We start from the raw sequence: 19,487 nt of genomic DNA on the forward strand, positions 1-19,487 counted from the left end.
AGTCCATAATAAAACAGTATAGTTCTTGAACAGAATTTTTCAAACAACAGGATAAGGATATGAGTGTTTACGAAAATTTCTCTGCCGAAATAAGTAACCATAAAATCAAATTGATTTTTACCTATATTTTAAGCGGGAAAAAACTGGTTATCGAACTCAGTGATTTACGTGGCACACAGGCTAAAGGACGAATGCCTGCTCATTATCAATATTTGGAACCCACATCTGAGCGACCTTATGCTATTTTTAAACTCATAGCGGGACCTGGAGTAAGTATTACGCTCAACGGATATCCACCCGAGCCTTATGCACCCAGTTCATTTTACCCTTTGGTTGAGATCATTAGAGTACAAGATCCCGAACTCGTACCCATCATTGGCACTGATTTTAATACCCATAACCTGCTTGGTGAATTCCAGGTAAATCCACCTGAACCTCCGCAAGGCAAAGATGTTGGGGATCTTAGAAAATGGTATCTGTATTCAATTCCCCCCAGTAATTTTTTTATGCTTTCACCGCTTAATAATGGAATTATTATTCGCCACCTACAATCGAAGCAGGATTTGATTGTTACCGTACCTCGTCATAGCGGTGATATAGAATTTTTAGATTTATTAAACCAGGTTGATCAAATACATTCAGATGCACAATTTGCGTTCCAGATTAATGCAGAAGGAAGCATAGATGCCCGGCGCGGAAATAAATTCAGTAATCTTCCATTGCTTGAAATAGTGAAGACACCCGCGGTTAAGGTCGAATTGGTACGAGAACCCATTTATTATACTCCTGGCAACGTATTACTCGGTGGCAAAAAAACCTCAAGTGCAGTGAATTTTTTTGAAATTTATGAAACAGAAAAAATAGCGAATGTACCCATGCAAGGGCTGAAATTTAATGAGATCAAATCCTATTGGCAACGTCTTAATCCAAAATCAATTCCAATTATTCAACCCATAGTGCTTAGTCCTGAACTAACGGCCATCGATTTAGCCGTTCGTTTTGTACCCGCTATAGGCGATGTAGTTGATATTGCTGAATTTACTAAAGGTTTGTACAGCGGTCGTGATTTATATGGCCGAAAATTATCGAGTACAGAAATTGCAATACTGGGTATCGGAGCGTTGCTTCCATTTGCGGCAAGCGGGGCTGCCCGCAGTGTGTCGATATTAAGACGTTCTTTTGGCCGTAGGGCAGAAAAAACGGCGCGATTACTTGAAAAAATAAAAAAAGGGGGAATCAATGCGGAAGATGCAAAACTGATTCGCGAAACTGAAAAGAGAATTAAAAAAGGACTAGCAGCTACAGTACAACAAGTAGAGGAACTGAGTAGAATCTATAAAAAAATTAAAAGCGAACCACCTACTGTTGATGATCTGCTTAATGTGGACGGTACGGGATTTATGCATGCTGAGTTACAAGAGGCTTATCGCGCCTACACAAAAGGTAAATCAAACCCAGAAAGCCCCCGCAAATGGGCCCTGGGTAAAACGCGCAATCCTGAAGCAATCAAATTACTTAAAGGTTTTTTAGGCAGCGACTATATAAGGCGCGCCAAATATAAACTAAGACAAACACAGCATCTTATTAATAATTTTGAGGTTCCACGGCCAATGGACCTGTCTGATGACGAAGCCATGCAATTGTTAGCGAAGTTCTTTAAGCAACCCCAAAAACTTACAGAACGACTTGAAGATTTTTTTCCAACTACCTTTGCTGGCATTAACCCTAAAGATGTATTAAAAACTTATCGAATTCGCACAGCCACTGTCACTCAGGGAAGTTTCAATGTTCTTAAAGGCAATTTAGCTGAAATACTTTCAAAGGAAATCAAACTCAAACATCTGGATGAAATTCGCAAAACCGTACCCGATGCCAAGCTGATTAGCGGTCTTAAAATTCAATTAATGGAAAATGGGAAACTCAATCCAGAAAAATTATTTGCTGATGATGTCATCGCTGTCATGGAAAAGGGTAATTTAAAAATTCTCAAATTGTATGAGGTAAAATCAGGTTATCGAGGGGGGCACGAAGCAACCGAACAGATTTTTGATTGGATAGAAGGACGTCTGCCTCACGCCGAAGGCAGTAGGCTGCTTCTGCCCAATGGCCAACATTTTACCTACGATCCGGGCAGCATGGGTAAAGGTCGGGTCATTGGACTAAACAACGCCCCTCGTTGCATTATAACCGCTAAAGGAGCTTCGCATTTAGGGGTTGATTCCAGCATGCAAGTGGCTGCGAGAACGGAGCGTATCGAACTTGAAATAACCTCAGCACAAATGGAAGAAAAGTTAAAAAAGCAATTTTTCACTGAATATCTTGAAGAAGTTGCGCGCAAGAAACAGTTAGCTGATTTTAGTGAGGAATTTATGGATGAATTAGCGAGTAGAAAGATAAGAACCGAGTTCAGTAAAGAATATCAGGACCAATTGGCACGTAAAAAATCAACTGAAATCTTGGTAGATATTATTCCGACACCGCAAGTGGAATACCTTGAAGAGGTGACCTCGTCCCAACTTGATTATCTTGTTGCAGAAATTTTCAGCAAGGTCACAATAAAATAAAGCAGGACACACTTTGGTTCCCAAACCTGCAAATTCCGTATCCAGCTGAATTAACGAGATATAATGTCGGTATCATCCGATTTTATTCCGCGAGTAGAATCACCCTCGTGACGAAGACCGCAGAAATCCTTGGCCTGTTCCTTTAAACAGTGTGCTTGACTAAGCTTTTTTTGCAAAAACCGACTGGTATTGATGGCTTCTTTCGAATTGTCATGTAACCAATAAGCCATAGTCATTAGAAAAATGAGCGTCAACCCCGTCTCTTCAATGGCGCGGTGGTAATAAGTTGCTGAGCGTTTGGCTGCCTCCCGCCACCATTGTACGGTCCTGCTCACTCGCAAAAGCGCAGGAAATTGCACATGAAGATGCCCCATCTCAAGTTGTGACCAAAGCATTTGTCGCACCACATTGCGATTGCTTTGCAGCACGTGAAACCAAGACATTAAGAGTTTATGCAACCGCTCTGGGGTGTTGAGTTCCATCATTTCTGTCTGCTCTGCCATGGTTAGCATTGCTTTGTCCGCCCTATCGAAAAAAGCATCTACTAATTCATTTTTTTCACGGAAACAATAACGAATATCCTCTAGATTAACGTTAAGCCGCTTGGCAATCTCAAATAACCTCACATTCTCCCATGAGGTTTGTTCAGCAAGAGAGAGCGCAGCATTCACAATTTCATCCACAGTCAGTTGTACTTTTTTCATGGTTAAAATCCTTTCCTCAAACTCTATACTCAGTGGAGGTATTTGCTTTTTATTAGGTTATGACTAAGATGGGGGGTTGGGGGCATCATGAATTTGTAATCCCTCAAATAAGTCGAGCACTGGTGGAGCATCCCTAACTGCCCATCTCATGCTTTGAGCATGAGTAGCTACCTCGCGAGATAGAACGTTTGCAATGATAACACCAGGTACACCAGTAAACATGGGATCTATCCCTTCTTGAGCACATTTAGCTTCGTAATCCTCAATCGCTAATCTCAGGATTACGACTTGGTCGGCAACTTGCTCTTCAATGTCTTCTGGACGTGCTTGTTGGAGGTCTGTTCCGCTTTTTTCTTTTCTTCTTAATTGGTTCACAACATTTGCCATAAATTCTATATCTAATTTATGGGGTCTCTCTTCACGACCCTCTGGAACGTTTTCCCCGTAACCTAACGTAATTTCAGTAGCTTCTTCGTGACGATCTTTAAGATAACGAGTAAGCAGGCCTCCAACTTGGTTCGATGTTTGTTCTATCCAGTCTTTTGAAATATTCATAAAGCATCCACGCAAAATCATTTTTCCTGCATTATTGGGGCCAATTATATGTTCAGGTTGGATTCGACTAGGCATAACTGCATCCCTATAGTTATGTATTTAGTAAAAGTATAGGGATGATTTAAAAGAAATCAAACTGCTCTCTTTTGTTTCTTTTTAAGTTTTTCAAATAAAATCAGGGTTATGCGCTAAGGGATCAAAAAGTAAATTAGAGGGCATATTTCCCATTGACTGTTTGGTAAGAACATTTCAATAAAGAAATACGCCATAAGGTTCCTAGACTTATGAAAAAGACTTATGGGGATCAATAACAAATTTTTTCGGCGCCCCATGGTCAAATTCAACATAAGCACGAGGTGCTTCATCTAAAGTAATCACTGAAACATTGACAGCCTTTGCTATTGGAAGCCGGTCGTTTAAAATAGCCATCATTAAACCATAATTATATTTCATTACCGGCGTCTGGCCTGTAGCAAATGACAGTGATTTTGCCCAACCCGTCCCAAGGTGCAAATTCAAAATACCTTTTTTTGCAGCTTTATCGACAGCTCCTGGATCTGCTGTGACATATAAACCAGGAATCCCAATGGCGCCAGCCGCCCGGGTTACGTCCATCAATTGATTGAGCACCACAGCAGGTTCCTCAATCGTTTTTCCATCCGCATCATGACCTCTCGCTTCAAACCCAACGCAATCAATAGCGGAGTCGACTTCAGGTACTCCTAAAATTTGCTGGATTTGTTCGCGCATAGATACGTCCAGGGAGGGATTAACCGTTTGACAGCCAAAGCTTGTGGCATGAGCTAACCGCTCTTCATTAACATCACAAATAATCACAACAGCTGCGCCAAGGAAAAATGCAGAAGCAGCTGCAGCAAGACCAACAGGACCCGCACCGGATATAAATACAGTTGATCCTGATTTAACACCCGCTTTGATACAACCATGATAACCTGTTGGTAAGATATCAGAAAGACACGTTAAATCACGAATTTTTGCTAAAGCCTGATCTTTATCAGGAAATTTTAATAAATTAAAATCTGCATACGGAATCATGACATATTCTGCTTGACCACCAATCCAGCCTCCCAGGTCGACATAGCCATAAGCACCTCCAGCACGCGAATCATTTACATTGAGACATACATCCGTGAATTGTTCCTTGCAATTTTTACAACGTCCACAGGCAACATTAAAGGGAACGGAACAAAGATCACCTACCTTTATAAACTCGACATCAGATCCTGCTTCAATCACTTCACCTGTAATCTCATGACCTAAAATCATTCCTACTGGCGCTGTCGTTCTTCCTCTCACCATGTGTTGATCACTACCACAAATATTAGTAGATATCACTTTGAGTAGTACTGCATGATTAATTTTTTTCCCTTTAGGATTAACAAATTTTGGGAAATCGATTGCATCCACCTTAACCGTTCCTTTACCGGTATAAATAACACCTCGATTTGTTTGCATTCCATGCTCCTTAAAAATTAGGTAGAAACTTTTTTCTGACAAGAATCGAATCAAACACCTTCGGCTACTCATTTAATTTTAGCTCTTCTTGTCTTATTTTCCTGGCTAAACTTAGATGTACCTTGTAAATGAATCCCTGCCTACGCAGCCATGACGTCTTTTTTTAGCCCTGTAGGCTGTAGAATACGTATTTTTTCTGTTTGTGAAGATCGCTCACCCTTTATGCACAGTATCCAGCCTGGCCTTCATGCTGGATGCAATGCATATGGCGAGTAGGGTAAATAACATGATATAAAATCAAAATACCTGCATATCGAAATATCAAAAAGCCTACGTTCCGCGCTTTATGCGCGGAATCCAGCTCCAGTCTTCAATACACAATCGACTGGATGCCGTGCTTAAAGCACGTCAAGTAGATAAAAAAGATAATTATTGCACTCAGTGTACTAAGATATATATATACCCTCCACTGCAGGTACGTTATGGAAAACTATCTGATAAAAACCCAACATCTTGGGATACGCTTAATTAAAAAAGGTGATGACAAACATTTAAAACTTATAGAAAGAGATCCAGAGGTTAAAGAGTTTTTTCCTGAAGGTCTTTTAAGCGATAAAGACATCAAGGATTACATTAATGAATGCCTGGTTTCGTATAAAGAGAAACATTTACCCTGTTTTGTTATTTTTAAGTTATCTAATGATGAATTTGTAGGAGAATCCTATTTCAACGAGCTCGAAACTGGAGAAATAAAAGTAGGGTATCTCTTACATCAAAAATTTTGGCATAAAGGGTATGCTACAGAAATATTAAAAGCGCTTCTGCGCTGGGCAAGAGAGAACATAGAAACAGATTATATTATCGCCTATGCTGATAGGGAGAATACCGCTTCATTTCGGGTTATGCAAAAATGCGGCATGAAGTATTATAAAAAAGGGCATTATAAGGATATGGCGTGTTATTTTTACCGAATTCGTAATCAATAATCTAAACTTTGTCATTGCACACAGAAAAAAGTGATCACATTCCTCATTACTTTTTCACAAAGGTTAAGTTGTTCTATCGTTATAAATTCGTTAGGATTATGTGCTTGTTTAATATCACCAGGGCCACAAATCACTGTAGGGATATGCGCATTTTGGATTACTCCTGCTTCCGTTCCATAGGAAACTTTTAATCGTTCCTTTATTCCAGTCACTGCGCGAACTATCTTCGTGATGGATGAGTCCTCTAAGGCACGAAATCCAGGTGCATCAGAGGTTTCATCAAAATAAATCATTGCTTCGGAATAGGTTTTTCTCATCTCAGGCAGTAGCTCATTATTAATATAATTTTCAATTTGACTGCAAAAATTTACAATGGGAAATTGATTGATATAACGTACTTCAAGAATAAACTCACATACTCCAGGAATTACATTCGTTGCATTGCCACCACTGACAATATTGACAGTTATCGTACTGAATGGACAATCAAAATCATTATCAAATGGCCCATTTTCTTTTACATAATGAGCAATAGAATTAATATAAGAAATTAAACGACTCCCATACTCGATTGCATTACATCCTTCAAAAGCAAGAGAAGAATGAACTGCTTTTCCCTGTATCTGACAATGATAAAGTTTTCTGGATTTTCCACCTATTATTGGTCGCATGTTGGTAGGCTCACCAACAATACACCCCTCGGGTCGAATTTCATTTTTTTTTAAAAAATCAATTACATAAGGTATGCCAACACAACCTATTTCCTCATCGCACGTAAATGAAAAGTGAATCGGCTTCAATAGGTTTAACTTTTTAAACTCAGGAGCAAGAGCAAGAATAACTGCAAGAAATCCCTTCATATCACATGCGCCGCGACCATAAATTTTATTATCACATTCTTTGGCTACAAAAGGATCTGTATTCCATATTTGCCCCGCTACAGGAACCACATCAGTATGACCTGACAGAAGAATACCTCCTTCTGTTTGACCATTACGTGCAGGAATTGTTGCAAATAAATTAACTCTTGATTCTGTCGGTCCAGGTATAATTTGAGAATGAATATGATGTAATTTAAACCAGTCATCTATTGTTTCAATAAGTTCCAAATTCGCAGTGTTGGAAATCGAATTGAAGCTGATGAGATGAGCTAACCATTGTAAAATATCCATTGCAGTCCTTGCATGACCAATTAGTAATCACTTTGGACTACAAATTATATAGTGTCAAGACGCCTGGGCTCGCAATGATTCAAGTTTACTTAACACAGGCTCGATATATTTCGAAATAAGAGTGGATTAGAAGCGGGACATTAGCGTTAATCTAGAGCGAATTTATACGGGTAATATCTCAATAAATCCCAGCAGTATCTTTTATTTAGATTATAATTAACCCAAAGGATTTATTTCTCAAGGAGATTTTATGAGAAATCTTCGCTTCAAAAAATCTTCTGTTGGAACAATTGGCGTTGAATTAGAACTTCAACTTATTGACCCCAAATCTTTTTCATTAATTTCCAAAGCCAAAGATTTGATTCGAAATATTAAAACCAGCCCGAACCAACTAAGAATAAAACCTGAGATAACCCAAAGTATGATTGAAATTAATACTTCCATTCATCAGTCACCCCAAACAATGATACAGGAATTATTTGAATTAAAATCCTATTTGTTAGAAGAAGCTTCGAACCTTGGAATTGTAATTTGTGGTGGTGGAAGCCATCCTTTCCAAAGCTGGGCCATGCAGAAAATATTCCCTACGTTAAGATATAAAAATATTTCAAGAAGGTATCGTTTTTTATCCCAAATGGCTACCGAATTTGGTCAACACATCCATATAGGCTGCGGAAACTCAGAGAATTCACTTTATCTTACGCACGCACTTTCGCGATATGTTCCTCAATTAATTGCACTGTCAGCTTCCTCGCCTTTTTATCAAAGTGTGAATACCAGCTTTTGCTCGTCCCGCTCTATAATGTTTAATGCATTTCCACTAAGCGGTGTTATACCTTATTTAATCAATTGGAAAGAATTCTCAGAATATTTTTATAAAATGCGGCATTTGGGTATTGTCACCTCCATGAAAGATTTTTATTGGGACATTAGACCCAAACCCGAATATGGCACGGTTGAAATTAGGGTTTTTGATGCCCCCTTAACCATGAAAAAAGCTATTTTAATTACCGCTTATATTCAGTCTCTGGCCATTTACTTATTGGAGGAGCGGCCTACACAAGTAGGAAATGACTTATATTATCTCTACAACCAAAACCGATTTGAAGCATCCCGCTATGGGTTCGATGGTACTTTTATTAATCCATATACGATGAAGCGAGGTTTAATTATTGACGATATATTTGAAACGGTTGAGAAAATAAAAAAATATACGCGTCAATTAGGGAATACAGACTATGTGGCTCAGTTATTGGATGACGTAACAAATAATATTAATGATTCCTTTATATTATTACAAATATTGAAAAAAGTAGGTTCCTTACCTAAAGTTGTTGAAGAGCAATGCAGAATATGGTGCGAAGAAAGGAAATAACAAGAATATCATTACTGAGGATATATCAATGGATAACATGGTTATTGAATCGGATGAGAGCGAGTTAAATCTTAATAAACAGCTGACTCGTAGCATAGGTGACTTTCTGAACCCGCTGGAGCTGGAACTCCTGGTTAAATACGCTAAAACTTCTTCATTCACGGAAGGTGAAACCATTGTGCATCAAGGAGAAAGAGCAGACAGTGTCTATCTTATTCTTGAAGGTACAGTCCTTGTAACTGCACGAGTAATGAGCGAGAGTGTCACTAATATGGAAACGCTTCAGCCAGGTATTTTTTTTACAGCAAGCAGCTTTATTGAGGATGAACCTTGCTCTACCTCATTTATCGCATCCAGTACAGTTCTCTGCTTAGTCATACCTAGAAGTTACTTTGAATTACTTTCTGCTGATTTTCCGGAAACACGATATAAGCTGTTACAGGTTATTGCACAACAGATTTGTAACCGTTTAAAAACCGTACACGATATCATTACTTCTTTTATTTCTGATTCGGATATGACGAGCTTGTCATTTTTTGAAAGAATGATTTACTCATTAAATCAACCCAAGAAAATTATTTTTGAAGCAAGTACTATCGATAAGAGCGAGATAGAAAATCTACTTTTATATAAATCATTTACGCAAGATGAAATTGATACCCTACTCAAACAGTTTGTTATTCTGAATGCGCCAAAGAATTGTAAACTGGTAAATGAAGGAGATAACACTGCCTCATGCTACCTGGTTATTTATGGTGCGATTCAATCCTGCATCATACAAGACGGCAAACTCGCTAAATTATCGGTGATTGGTCCTGGAAGATTAATTGCCAGCATTGGTTGTGTTGAACATGATGTCCTATTTAATTTTACCTATGTGACCTGCGAACACACTATCTTATGCAAGCTTTCTGAATCAACCATACAACTGATTCAAAAAAATAATCCTCGACTTTGGTATAAGCTATTTAATTTAATTTTTGAATCGTTGGTAGCACTGAAAAAATCCATTTATAAACTGGATATAAGACTCCATATAGAGAACTATAATAGGTAACATGATATGTGCAGAATATTGACCTACCTTGGTAAACCGATTGTGGTTGAAGAACTGCTCTATAAGCCAGATAATTCATTTATCAAACAAAGTTATAATCCAAAATATATGTCCCATTTACTTAATCTGGCAGGGTTTGGTATGGCAGCTTGGGACCTTACCTCACATAACCCCCACTGTCCTTATCTATATAAAACAACGCAATTGCCTTTTTACGACGGCAATCTGTATAACCTTGCCTCTAAAATTTCGCCCTACTGCCTGCTCGCTCATCTACGCGGAGTTTCTTATCACGAACGGCAAATCATCTCGAACCAAAATGTGCATCCTTTCATTTTTTCGGGTTCGAATGTAGTGCTTGCTCATAATGGTTCGTTAAGCGATTTTGAAAAGATGCGTTATGATTTACTCGAATACATTGATCCTAAATATAAAAAACACATTCATGGAACTACGGACAGTGAATGGATTTATTCTATTTTTTTATCCCAGTTACCCAATGCCATGGGAAATTATCAGACTGAGGATATCATTAAGGCGATTATTGAAACTTTAAAAATACTTCATCGTATCCGTCAAAAACGAAATATAAAAATTAATTCACCGGTTAATCTATTTATAACGAATGGCGAGTTTATTGCTGCCACCCGATTTGTTCTGGATTATGGATGGCCAGAGCCCGATGACCCATCTCCTTCTGCCCACTCCGGCTATCATTCGTTATGGTATACCTATGGCGACAATTATGGGTTGTATGACAATGAATACAAAATGAAAGAAGGGACTAAAAAAAGCATTATTATCGCTTCCGAACCTTTGACTGAGGACACAACTACTTGGCTTGAAGTTCCCGAATACACTCTTGTTGTCGCAAGACAATCTGGAGACGAAATTAAAATAACCTCTCAAGATATTAATTTATAATTTCAGACCCTGCGACTTTGCTGAAAATTATACAAATCCTAGTTGCTTGCAACTGAATCTTCTACACCTCTCTGAAGAATCAGTTCAATTCTACTCCGACGACCCGTCCCACGACTTGTTCCTGAGAGTTCCTCACAAAATGGGAAACCGGAAAATACATATTCTATATCTACAGTCCTGCCTGAAAGATTGTCATCCCTGCGGAGGCAGGGATGACAATCTTTTTGACTTCGAGGGTGTCCCATTCCTAAGACTGGATGGATTCAAGTAACAAATGAATTCTACCAGGTTAAATTTTTGAGGATCTCTCGGGACTTGTTCGCGGGCTCCAGAAGATCTGTGCTAAAAATACTGGACCCCGCGGACAAACCCTGAACGATCGTCAGTTTTTTAAATTTATCATGTACCACTTAAGTTTCTCTACGTACTGCTTTAAATTTCTCTACGTACCGCGCTTTATCCCTGAGAGATGGTCACTTTTTGTGACCATCTCTCAGGGACATACCGCGGGGAGTAGGCAGAAATGTGGGACAGTTGCTTGTAACCAGGCGTTATAAATCCGATGCATTAGATGAGCAGCGGATTGGGAGTTCCAACTAAAGGAGTCTTATCAGTCACACTTGTTTGCCCCAAAGATGCAGGTTTAAAGAACCTCTCTCGGGACGGAGAATCCGATGGAGCGAGGGTCTTTAAGGTTTGAGCTTCTGCATTAATCAGCAAGTCAATTAATACATCATTTGCGCTTGCCTGTGGACGACGCAAAGCAGCAAATTTGGAAGATTCCCTTATTTTTTCATTTAGAGGTTTAATCTGGCTCTCGTAATTTTTTAGTACTTCTTCAAGATCAAATGTGTCGTTTAGAGCGGATGATTTTATTTTTATATAGTTACTCAGGCACAGATCTGAATCCAATTCCAGAAACACCCTGACATTAAATTTATTGCGTAGTTTTTCATTCAAAAAAATATCTGGACCAAAAATTATGATATCACCCTGCGCACTCTCTATAGCAGATAATAATAAATCGATAGAATTATAAGCGGAACTATCAATTAACGTAGCGTACTTTTTATTTAATAAAGAATAACATCGTTCACTGAACGCCTTGTAATCACTACCTATAGGTCCACAAACAGCCAATATTGTCATCGCAATCACCATGGTGAATAAAAAAACGGCAATTATACGGCTTTGCTAATCAATTTGAAACTGTTGAATCAACTTATAATCAATAACGGGTCATTTAAACCCTATATGAGAAAATGAGAAACAGGATTACCATAGCCTGATTGCTTGCAACCAGAATTCTATAAAATTTGAATCCTTAACCAATAGTCCTATAATAGAAACAAACCACCCACCCACTTTTAAAAATGATTACACTCATCACTGGTGCTTCAAGAGGAATTGGCCATGCGTTAGCGTTTGAGTTTGCACGCCACGGCCATGATCTAATTATAACCGCGCGAAATCAGAGTTTATTGGAAGATCTCGCTAGTCAAATCAAAGAAAAGTATTCAGTCCAGGTAAGTGTCATTGCATTGGATTTAAACGAACCGAAAGCAGCTGCTGACTTAGTCAATCAAATCGAGGCACTTAATATAGAAATCGATTGTTTAGTGAATAATGCAGGCATAGGTTACCTTGGTGATTTCATCTCTATGGATGCAGAGTATTTAAATGCATTGATGCAACTCAACATGGCGACATTGACGATGCTCACTTATTATTTTGCCAAAAAATTTGTTCACAAAGGCCAGGGTAAGATACTCCAGGTTGCTTCTACTGCTGGATTTCAACCAGGCCCTTTTATGGCAGTATATTACGCCTCCAAAAGTTACGTGGCTTCTTTTTCGGAAGCACTGGCTTATGAATTAAAAGGAACAGGAGTTACCCTTTCAATTCTCTGCCCAGGCCCTACGCAGTCCGATTTTTTTAAAGAAGCCGGAATGGAAAATAGCTTTTTAGCTAGAGGTTTTATTGGGATAAAATCTACTGAGCAAATCGCCACAGCTGCCTATCGCGGCTTTAAGAAAAACAAACTATTTATTATTCCTGGTATCATAAATAAAATACTTGCTTACTCTGCTAAATTTACGCCTGACGCACTAAGTATCAGAATTACCGCTTTTCTCCATAGACGCAATCAGGAAAATACCTGATAAACCTAATTTTTTCTTCGGGTCATGCCTAGTGGTGTACACTTTTCCAATCGGTTGATTTGCCCTCCAAAACCTCTGCCAAGATTTCGTTGCAGGCAGAGGTTTTTTGCATTTGTTCTTCAGTTTTCTAAACCAGAAAGAACACCAAAGCGTAGCCTGCGTTCATCAACTTTTAATGTTGTTCAAAATAATCGGGAGGTACGCCGTAGATGGAACAGAGCATGGGCTTATCTAATTTTTTTTCCCAGACAGGATTTTTAAGAATCTCCATTGCATTTTCATAACCTGTTTTCATACGATAATTAACTGCGGAGCGAACGAAGTTATAGTCTTTGAACGAATGAGTAAAATGAGAACCCCGATAAATGATATGCACCACACTGAAATATTTGCTATGACCCAATGCCAGTATTTTCTGAACATCAGGATCTTTCTTGTCTTCCGGACTTAATTTTTCGCCTAAAAACTGTATGGCCGCTTGCAAGTTTTGGCGGCTGGTATACACATTAGTCAGTCGGCGTGAGTGACTGGCATAACGGATGTCTTTTTGCCTTTCTTCCAGTTCATCCATAGTTTGCGGCAGCCGTCCTTGCAGACTGAAACAATCCACCACAAAACAGAGAGTGTCCAATTCAGGTAAGGCATCGAGCACCGTCACAAGAGGCGTGTTTGCATAGATACCACCGTCCCAGTAATAATCATCACCAATTTTAACTGCCGGAAGACCAGGTGGAAGCGCCCCGCTTGCCATGACATGCTCGGGGGTAATGGTAATTTTTTGATTATTAAAAAACTCCATTTCTCCGGATACCACATTAACCGCACCCAAACATAGGGTGACTTTTTTATCATTAATGCGATCAAAATCAATTAAACGTTCCAATGTTGTTTTAAGAGCGGACGTATTATAATAGCTGAGTTTATCCGGTGTATCATAAGTTAACAGAGTCGGTGGAAAGGGACGGGGTTTAAAAAAGCCTTCCAGACCATTGAAGATCGTATGCATAGCACCCACGCGATTATGAAAATGATGCAATAAATTTGGAACTTCAGCCTCATAAAATACATCCGTCCATATTTGGGGCACAATAGTTTCCCAAAATGAGGTTAATTTTTCAATTTGCTTGTTTCTTGGATTTCCGGCAATAATCGCACTGTTAATAGATCCTATAGATACTCCCGCCAGAAAATTAGGATGGTATCCTTTTTCATGGATTGCACAAAATGCACCGACCTGATAAGCCCCCAAAGCACCGCCTCCTTGAAAGACACAGGCAATCCGGTCATAAGCTTGTTTGGTGTTGTTTAAAGGGGCTGCCGGTTTATTTATGCGGCATAAAGGGCTTTTATGATGTTTTGATGTTTTTTCTTTAATTTTCCTGCCCATGCTTATCACTCCTTACCGTCCTTGTTCTTTACAATTATAATCGATAGCTACAGAATTGTTACAAGAAAAACGATTCAAAAACAAAATCCGAAAACATTTAGAATTCTTGCATAACCTGTGAATTTTGCTTTAATGTAAGGGCGTAAACATTTCGAGGAGTGGAGTTTCCATGGAGTTAAACGATGCAGAAATGTTTTGTAGTAAGTGGCTGCCGTCATGGACCGGTGGAGTAGAAGCAGTGGAGCATCTGCTGTCTTTTTATAGTGAAGACACCTTTTATTTGGATCCAGTTATGAAAGACGGGATTCATGGAAAAGAAAGACTGTCTCAATACTTTAACAAACTCCTTGCAAAGAATCCTGACTGGAAATGGCACGCAGTAGAACTCATCCCCACATTAAAAGGTTTTACCTTAAAGTGGCAAGCAACATTTCCCAAAAATGATAGTGAACTGATTCTCTTTGGACTTGATATTGTTGAAATCGAAAACAACCTGATTAGCAGAAATGAAGTTTATTTTGACCGCACACACCTTCTTACATAATCAATACGCTATAACCTGGTGCTTGCAACCAGGGCCCCTCCCACTTCAATGATTCCCCGCTGCAATTTTCGTCAGTATGGTTTGTATTTATAGTATCCATAGGATCTGCTCTGCAAACCAGATAAGATATATGGTGCACATCAGATTAGAGGAATGACACAACAATTCTCTAATCGAATAATCATTTGAATGGAATTCAGATTAATTAAAAAAGGAGTTTGTTATGAAAATAAACTATTTTATAGGCGCTTTGTTTTTATCCCCCCTTCTTGCTTTTGCTTATTCTGACAACAGTGCAGAAGGTCTCATTTTTTCCCCCTTGCCGAAGAATAAAAATACCGTAATCAGGCATTATAGTAACGAACAGGAAATGCCTGATCTGAAGCAAATGCTCCACAGAACCGTTGATTTTCCAACTCAAATCGTTCGCGTCAGCGGTAATGTTGCAGGATTGAAGCTCAGTTGCGAAGAGGTGGGAGATAAAATCGATCAGGTATTTTCAAAAAAAATTTCTCCCAACCTGTTTACCTACAACACTTATGTCCATTGTGGCTATGATCAGGATAGCCCAGAACAATATGCGGTAAGTTTTTCGATTCAAAGTTATTTTGATCCATTAACAGATAAAGCCGTTGATTATTTAAAAGCCTATCTGCAAGAATACAATGGATACAATTTATTCAATGCTACAACATTACAGATTGAAAATGCCAAAGGAGTTATTATATCAATGAACCTTAATGCGGGTTTAAAAAGCAATCCTGATAAAACTCCATTTACGCTGTATCGCCAAGATCGAAACAATCTTTATTTCAAAAGTAATTTCGAGATGAGAAAGGAATTAATTGCCGATATTTATCAACGATTTTATTCTAATGATCCCGAGATGATTCTGCCCTTTTTAGACAAATGGATTTTCTCCTATGCAGGAGCAGTTTATTACTCTATTTTAAAGGCATCCAATTATCTGGAGTTGCAACCTGAACGAATATTTGTGATGGAAAATGAAGGGGATATTTTCGTATCCGATTTAAGATACTATTTCGCCAACCTGTGTATGAAGAGAAATCCCAATAAACATTGTTTGTAACTCACTAAAATCATTAAAGCAACAGTCTGGGTGCATGCAACTGTCTCACCTATCTGCCTACGCCCCGGCCCCACGACTTGTCCGCGGGGTCCAGTGTTTAGCATAGATCCCCTGGATCCCGCGCACAAGCCCTGAGAGATGGTCACAAAAAGTGACCATCTCTCAGACATAAAGCGCGGTACGTAGAGAAATTTAAAGCAGTACGTAGAGAAACTTAAGTGGTACATGATAAATTTAAAAAACTGACGATCGTTCAGGGACAAGCCGCGGGAGATTGGAATAAAAGCTGGATTGGTTTTTAAGCGATGCGTAGAAAATTTCGTTGCATGCAAGCAGAATTAATTACCACTTCGAACCCATGCGTAGGTAGGGCGTCGCCCAACATTATGCTACTTGCGCCCTTTGTGCTTTGTCAATGTCGGCCAACCGTTCCGTTCTTAGGGTTTCAAAAGCTGTTACAGAGGATGTGGTTATACCCAAAACCTGCATTGTTGTATTTTGGGCCTTGGCGAGAATATCATATCGACCATCTGCTTTATATCGATTAACAACATCATTTACATCTTTTGCTGTCTCAGCATTTTCTAAATCCTCATAGAAATCTTTGAGAATCGTACTTTTTAAAAAATCTCCCTGGCGTTGCTTATATCTTGATTTAAAGCTTTGATCTAAATTGTCACATGTAGCCACTGAAACAACCTCTCTATTTTCATTATTCGATGTTGCATAATGCTGATACCTGCCTTTCAATACTCCATTTTCCATTGCTTCAACTTGCGCAATAGGTAGCGTAAGATAAGCTTTTCCTGCCTTTCCATTCCTCTCCATTGCCCCATTCATATATTCGCTGTATAAGGCTTTAAAGTTATCAAGGTATCTTTGATTTTTAAATTCAATTTTAACTCCACCTTTTTCTATCAGTGGCTCTCTTTCAACTCCAGGAGCATGATGTTGGATAAAATGTTGAATAAATGCATTATGTTTTTTTTCTTCAACAAGAGTATGGATTGGTTTTTGGAGAAATGAGTGTTCCACAACATTCTCGTAAGCTTTAGGATTTAAATGTCGACTATTAAGCGGGGCTGTAGACATTGCTCCTATGTGTTCTTCACCAACATATCTACTCCCTTTTCCATTTTTCCAATATTCACCAACATCATAAATTCCAAGAACGACATCTGCATCACTTGGGTTATGGAAGGCGCAAGGTTTATCTTGTTGGGTTAATTCATGAGCAACAATTAAAACATCCCTATCCGTGCGCACTATATTTGTTGGCTTGTATTTATTTAAGACGGTATCAAATAAAGGAGCATTTTTAGGATCTCCTGGATTATAAATGATATTTAGTTGAGGGAATTCTTTAGCAATCTTCATTAATGATTTGAAATAGGTTTCGGGATCACCACCAAAAACGCCTAGGCCAGCTGCAGGCAATGCGATGTATTGTCGTCCCTCACTGACTGCAGCATGAAATAAGGTACGGTACATACTTTCGATATATTTTTCTTGTTCTTCTTTTGTTAAACTATTGCCGCTGCCGTATGCCAAATTTAGAGCTGGGGTAGAAAGCAAAAGTAACGCTGGATCATCAACATTAATTGTTCCAGTTCTTGGTCCTAAGATTGCTTTACCATCTGAAGTTAGGATTGGTGTAGCTAATAAATCAATCTCTTGCACATGGCACACCCCCACAGCCATATTTTGTAAATGCACCCCTGTTTTGGGTGATTCCTCTTTTGTTTGTTCTTTTAGTGTTCCTGGAGTTACGATTTCCTTAAAATGTCCTTTAGGGAAGATATCTGTATTGACATAGGTCTTGGCACTTTTTCGTAAACGATCAATACGGGCGCCAGAGATCACTAAGCTAGCTTGTGATTCTGGATCAAAACTTTTGACGGTAACATCTTGATTACCTTGCTCTGGGAGAGGTTTTCCATCGGCTTTTTTAGACAATGGTGCAATTTCATTTTTAACCCCTAATCCATGTAGAAATTGTTGTGCAGGTTTACTTGTAAAGGGGATGTTTTCTCCAGATCCTGCTGTGGTTTGATACTTTGAAAATTTACCAGTTTGAGACTCCACTGATTTTAATACTTCAGTTAGAGGAGATGAGGTAGATTGGGGTGCCATTGTGCCTAATGGCTGGGGGATAGACGGAGACGGATGAACCACTGTACTTGGTTGTGGAACACTTGGTGGGTCCATTGGAGATTGTGGAACATTTATGCTTGGTTGTCCAACTGTAGCCTGATGCCCAGGGCGATCTGAGATAAAATCTTCAAGGTTGGCGTATGTAGAACTTTTTTTGTATCCTTCTTGGTCGGCAAAAACATCGAACCACAGACGCCTAACTTCTACAGGATATTTCTGTTTGCTAAAGTGTTCCTCAAGCCTACCTCTGATTCCTTCCTTATATACAGAATTGCCCAGCGCTCCCATTTCCTGAAATAAGAAAGCCCATGCCTCCTCAGCGTATATCATACCCGATGCAGTTTTTTGTTGGCCTGAAGCCATCCATCCACCACTTACTTGCGCATTAATCTGCCTTCCATCGATTAATTGACCCGTTTCAAGAGCCTCACATATTGTCTTAAGCGACTCTTCAAGCCTTGATGATCTACCACTAAAAATGCCAGCACTAATTAAACTTCTCGTCGTTTCAATGAACTCCGCTCGCGATAATTTTGGAGGCTCTCTTGGAAAAAGAGCAGCATCAATACTTTTTATAGCCTCAGGCTTTACCAGAACAATCGGTATAGCGTTGCCTTGTATGTCTCTCTTTGTAGCTGTTAGATCTCTTGTAACCGCTGAAGGAGAAACGTTCTTTATCCTCTCGTAAAAAGCGTCTCGCTCTTGTAGCGTACGAAATTCAAATTGAATAGTCTCCAGCGGTTGCCTGGCATTATGCGATGGATCATGTGGATTAAAGTTTTTAACTCTGAACTCGACATGTGACGCCCCCAATTCTGAAGCAATCACTTTTGATTTTTGTACTGTATCACTTTTTTCAGCTTTAGCGGCAGCAATGTACTCCCTTATCTCTTGTCGAAAATTAACTATGTTTGTTTTTAGCTTATCAAGATTCACCCCAGGAAAATCGTTTTCTATATTTGCCTTATTAGTATCCCCAAAATATGTGTTTATAAATCTATCATCAAAAAAATCTACAAGAGCGGGCACAGCTTTTTGAGGATCGCTATTTGCCTTTCCCATACTACTTATACCTGTCATATAGCTAGTAGGTTCAAAAGCTTTTCCATTTGCTATGCAATCTAATGCTTTTAGCAATTCGGGAATAAATTGACTATCACTTCTTAATCCTAGAGAAGTACCACGTGTAATTTTTTGTAAATTTTCTAAATCCTTTCCATATTTTCTCAGCAACTCCGCAGCTACTTGTTGGGAAAGCATTTTAAACACCTTAATACTTTGTTAGCCATAGTAAAGTATAGTATATGGTGTCTCTTTTGTTCATAAAATGCACATTT

At 39.0% G+C, this 19,487-nt stretch carries 15 protein-coding genes; 8 read left to right on the forward strand and 7 right to left on the reverse strand.

From position 1 onward, the window contains the following. Nucleotides 1-59 precede the first annotated feature (59 nt). Nucleotides 60-2,564 (forward strand): hypothetical protein, encoded by a 2,505-nt coding sequence (locus FOLKNPGA_RS16340; protein WP_182350882.1) that lies wholly within the window; start codon nt 60-62, stop codon nt 2,562-2,564. A gap of 50 nt (nt 2,565-2,614) precedes the next feature. Here FOLKNPGA_RS16340 and FOLKNPGA_RS16345 read toward each other — a convergent pair whose 3' ends face one another. From FOLKNPGA_RS16345 to fdhA, 3 genes are all read right to left on the reverse strand, one after another. Further along, the gene (locus FOLKNPGA_RS16345) at nt 2,615-3,268 is read right to left on the reverse strand and encodes a TetR/AcrR family transcriptional regulator (RefSeq protein ID WP_182350883.1); all 654 of its coding nucleotides are present in this window, start codon (nt 3,266-3,268) and stop codon (nt 2,615-2,617) included. Nucleotides 3,269-3,331: 63 nt separating this feature from the next. Then, the gene (locus tag FOLKNPGA_RS16350) at nt 3,332-3,898 is read right to left on the reverse strand and encodes a hypothetical protein (RefSeq protein ID WP_182350884.1); all 567 of its coding nucleotides are present in this window, start codon (nt 3,896-3,898) and stop codon (nt 3,332-3,334) included. A 207-nt stretch (nt 3,899-4,105) separates the two neighbouring features. Further along, nucleotides 4,106-5,299, reverse strand: coding sequence for a formaldehyde dehydrogenase, glutathione-independent (gene fdhA, locus FOLKNPGA_RS16355; protein ID WP_182350885.1), 1,194 nt, complete (start codon nt 5,297-5,299; stop codon nt 4,106-4,108). Nucleotides 5,300-5,781: 482 nt separating this feature from the next. Here fdhA and FOLKNPGA_RS16360 point away from each other — a divergent pair, with 482 nt between their 5' ends. Beyond that, nucleotides 5,782-6,285: a GNAT family N-acetyltransferase gene (locus FOLKNPGA_RS16360; RefSeq protein ID WP_182350886.1), complete on the forward strand. Its 504-nt coding sequence runs from the start codon at nt 5,782-5,784 to the stop codon at nt 6,283-6,285. 11 nt (nt 6,286-6,296) lie between these two features. On the opposite strand, the gene argE is transcribed toward FOLKNPGA_RS16360, so the two are convergent. Beyond that, nucleotides 6,297-7,457, reverse strand: a complete 1,161-nt coding sequence (gene argE, locus FOLKNPGA_RS16365) for an acetylornithine deacetylase (protein ID WP_182350887.1) — start codon at nt 7,455-7,457, stop codon at nt 6,297-6,299. A 250-nt stretch (nt 7,458-7,707) separates the two neighbouring features. On the opposite strand from argE, the gene FOLKNPGA_RS16370 reads away from it, so the two are divergent. The 3 genes from FOLKNPGA_RS16370 to FOLKNPGA_RS16380 are packed head-to-tail and all read left to right on the forward strand — an operon-like array spanning nt 7,708 to nt 10,813. Continuing rightward, nucleotides 7,708-8,832 (forward strand): YbdK family carboxylate-amine ligase, encoded by a 1,125-nt coding sequence (locus FOLKNPGA_RS16370; protein WP_182350888.1) that lies wholly within the window; start codon nt 7,708-7,710, stop codon nt 8,830-8,832. 28 nt (nt 8,833-8,860) lie between these two features. Continuing rightward, nucleotides 8,861-9,889, forward strand: a complete 1,029-nt coding sequence (locus tag FOLKNPGA_RS16375; protein WP_182350889.1) for a cyclic nucleotide-binding domain-containing protein — start codon at nt 8,861-8,863, stop codon at nt 9,887-9,889. 6 nt (nt 9,890-9,895) lie between these two features. After that, the gene (locus FOLKNPGA_RS16380; protein ID WP_182350890.1) at nt 9,896-10,813 is read left to right on the forward strand and encodes a class II glutamine amidotransferase; all 918 of its coding nucleotides are present in this window, start codon (nt 9,896-9,898) and stop codon (nt 10,811-10,813) included. 567 nt (nt 10,814-11,380) lie between these two features. Here FOLKNPGA_RS16380 and FOLKNPGA_RS16385 read toward each other — a convergent pair. After that, on the reverse strand, nt 11,381-11,962 hold the full coding sequence (locus tag FOLKNPGA_RS16385) for a uridine kinase (RefSeq protein ID WP_182350891.1): 582 nt from the start codon (nt 11,960-11,962) through the stop codon (nt 11,381-11,383). 224 nt (nt 11,963-12,186) lie between these two features. Between FOLKNPGA_RS16385 and FOLKNPGA_RS16390 the strand changes: the two genes are divergently transcribed. Continuing rightward, the gene (locus tag FOLKNPGA_RS16390) at nt 12,187-12,975 is read left to right on the forward strand and encodes an SDR family oxidoreductase (protein ID WP_182350892.1); all 789 of its coding nucleotides are present in this window, start codon (nt 12,187-12,189) and stop codon (nt 12,973-12,975) included. A 172-nt stretch (nt 12,976-13,147) separates the two neighbouring features. Here FOLKNPGA_RS16390 and FOLKNPGA_RS16395 read toward each other — a convergent pair whose 3' ends face one another. Further along, nucleotides 13,148-14,362, reverse strand: a complete 1,215-nt coding sequence (locus FOLKNPGA_RS16395; protein WP_182350893.1) for a patatin-like phospholipase family protein — start codon at nt 14,360-14,362, stop codon at nt 13,148-13,150. Nucleotides 14,363-14,531: 169 nt separating this feature from the next. Here FOLKNPGA_RS16395 and FOLKNPGA_RS16400 point away from each other — a divergent pair, with 169 nt between their 5' ends. After that, nucleotides 14,532-14,906, forward strand: coding sequence for a nuclear transport factor 2 family protein (locus FOLKNPGA_RS16400; RefSeq protein WP_182350894.1), 375 nt, complete (start codon nt 14,532-14,534; stop codon nt 14,904-14,906). 223 nt (nt 14,907-15,129) lie between these two features. Then, nucleotides 15,130-15,996 (forward strand): Lpg0189 family type II secretion system effector, encoded by an 867-nt coding sequence (locus tag FOLKNPGA_RS16405; protein ID WP_182350895.1) that lies wholly within the window; start codon nt 15,130-15,132, stop codon nt 15,994-15,996. A gap of 384 nt (nt 15,997-16,380) precedes the next feature. Here the strand turns inward: FOLKNPGA_RS16405 and FOLKNPGA_RS16410 are convergent, their stop codons facing one another. Continuing rightward, nucleotides 16,381-19,410: a hypothetical protein gene (locus FOLKNPGA_RS16410; protein WP_182350896.1), complete on the reverse strand. Its 3,030-nt coding sequence runs from the start codon at nt 19,408-19,410 to the stop codon at nt 16,381-16,383. Nucleotides 19,411-19,487: the final 77 nt, after the last annotated feature.

The organism is Legionella sp. PC1000 (assembly GCF_014109805.1).
Taxonomy (GTDB): domain Bacteria; phylum Pseudomonadota; class Gammaproteobacteria; order Legionellales; family Legionellaceae; genus Legionella; species Legionella resiliens.

Bases quoted from the DNA above. Each gene is read 5' to 3' on its own strand.
- FOLKNPGA_RS16340 (WP_182350882.1), top strand. From the start codon at position 60: ATGAGTGTTTACGAAAATTTCTCTGCCGAAATAAGTAACCATAAAATC.
- FOLKNPGA_RS16345 (WP_182350883.1), bottom strand. From the start codon at position 3,268: ATGAAAAAAGTACAACTGACTGTGGATGAAATTGTGAATGCTGCGCTC.
- FOLKNPGA_RS16350 (WP_182350884.1), bottom strand. From the start codon at position 3,898: ATGCCTAGTCGAATCCAACCTGAACATATAATTGGCCCCAATAATGCA.
- fdhA (WP_182350885.1), bottom strand. From the start codon at position 5,299: ATGCAAACAAATCGAGGTGTTATTTATACCGGTAAAGGAACGGTTAAG.
- FOLKNPGA_RS16360 (WP_182350886.1), top strand. From the start codon at position 5,782: ATGGAAAACTATCTGATAAAAACCCAACATCTTGGGATACGCTTAATT.
- argE (WP_182350887.1), bottom strand. From the start codon at position 7,457: ATGGATATTTTACAATGGTTAGCTCATCTCATCAGCTTCAATTCGATT.
- FOLKNPGA_RS16370 (WP_182350888.1), top strand. From the start codon at position 7,708: ATGAGAAATCTTCGCTTCAAAAAATCTTCTGTTGGAACAATTGGCGTT.
- FOLKNPGA_RS16375 (WP_182350889.1), top strand. From the start codon at position 8,861: ATGGATAACATGGTTATTGAATCGGATGAGAGCGAGTTAAATCTTAAT.
- FOLKNPGA_RS16380 (WP_182350890.1), top strand. From the start codon at position 9,896: ATGTGCAGAATATTGACCTACCTTGGTAAACCGATTGTGGTTGAAGAA.
- FOLKNPGA_RS16385 (WP_182350891.1), bottom strand. From the start codon at position 11,962: ATGACAATATTGGCTGTTTGTGGACCTATAGGTAGTGATTACAAGGCG.
- FOLKNPGA_RS16390 (WP_182350892.1), top strand. From the start codon at position 12,187: ATGATTACACTCATCACTGGTGCTTCAAGAGGAATTGGCCATGCGTTA.
- FOLKNPGA_RS16395 (WP_182350893.1), bottom strand. From the start codon at position 14,362: ATGGGCAGGAAAATTAAAGAAAAAACATCAAAACATCATAAAAGCCCT.
- FOLKNPGA_RS16400 (WP_182350894.1), top strand. From the start codon at position 14,532: ATGGAGTTAAACGATGCAGAAATGTTTTGTAGTAAGTGGCTGCCGTCA.
- FOLKNPGA_RS16405 (WP_182350895.1), top strand. From the start codon at position 15,130: ATGAAAATAAACTATTTTATAGGCGCTTTGTTTTTATCCCCCCTTCTT.
- FOLKNPGA_RS16410 (WP_182350896.1), bottom strand. From the start codon at position 19,410: ATGCTTTCCCAACAAGTAGCTGCGGAGTTGCTGAGAAAATATGGAAAG.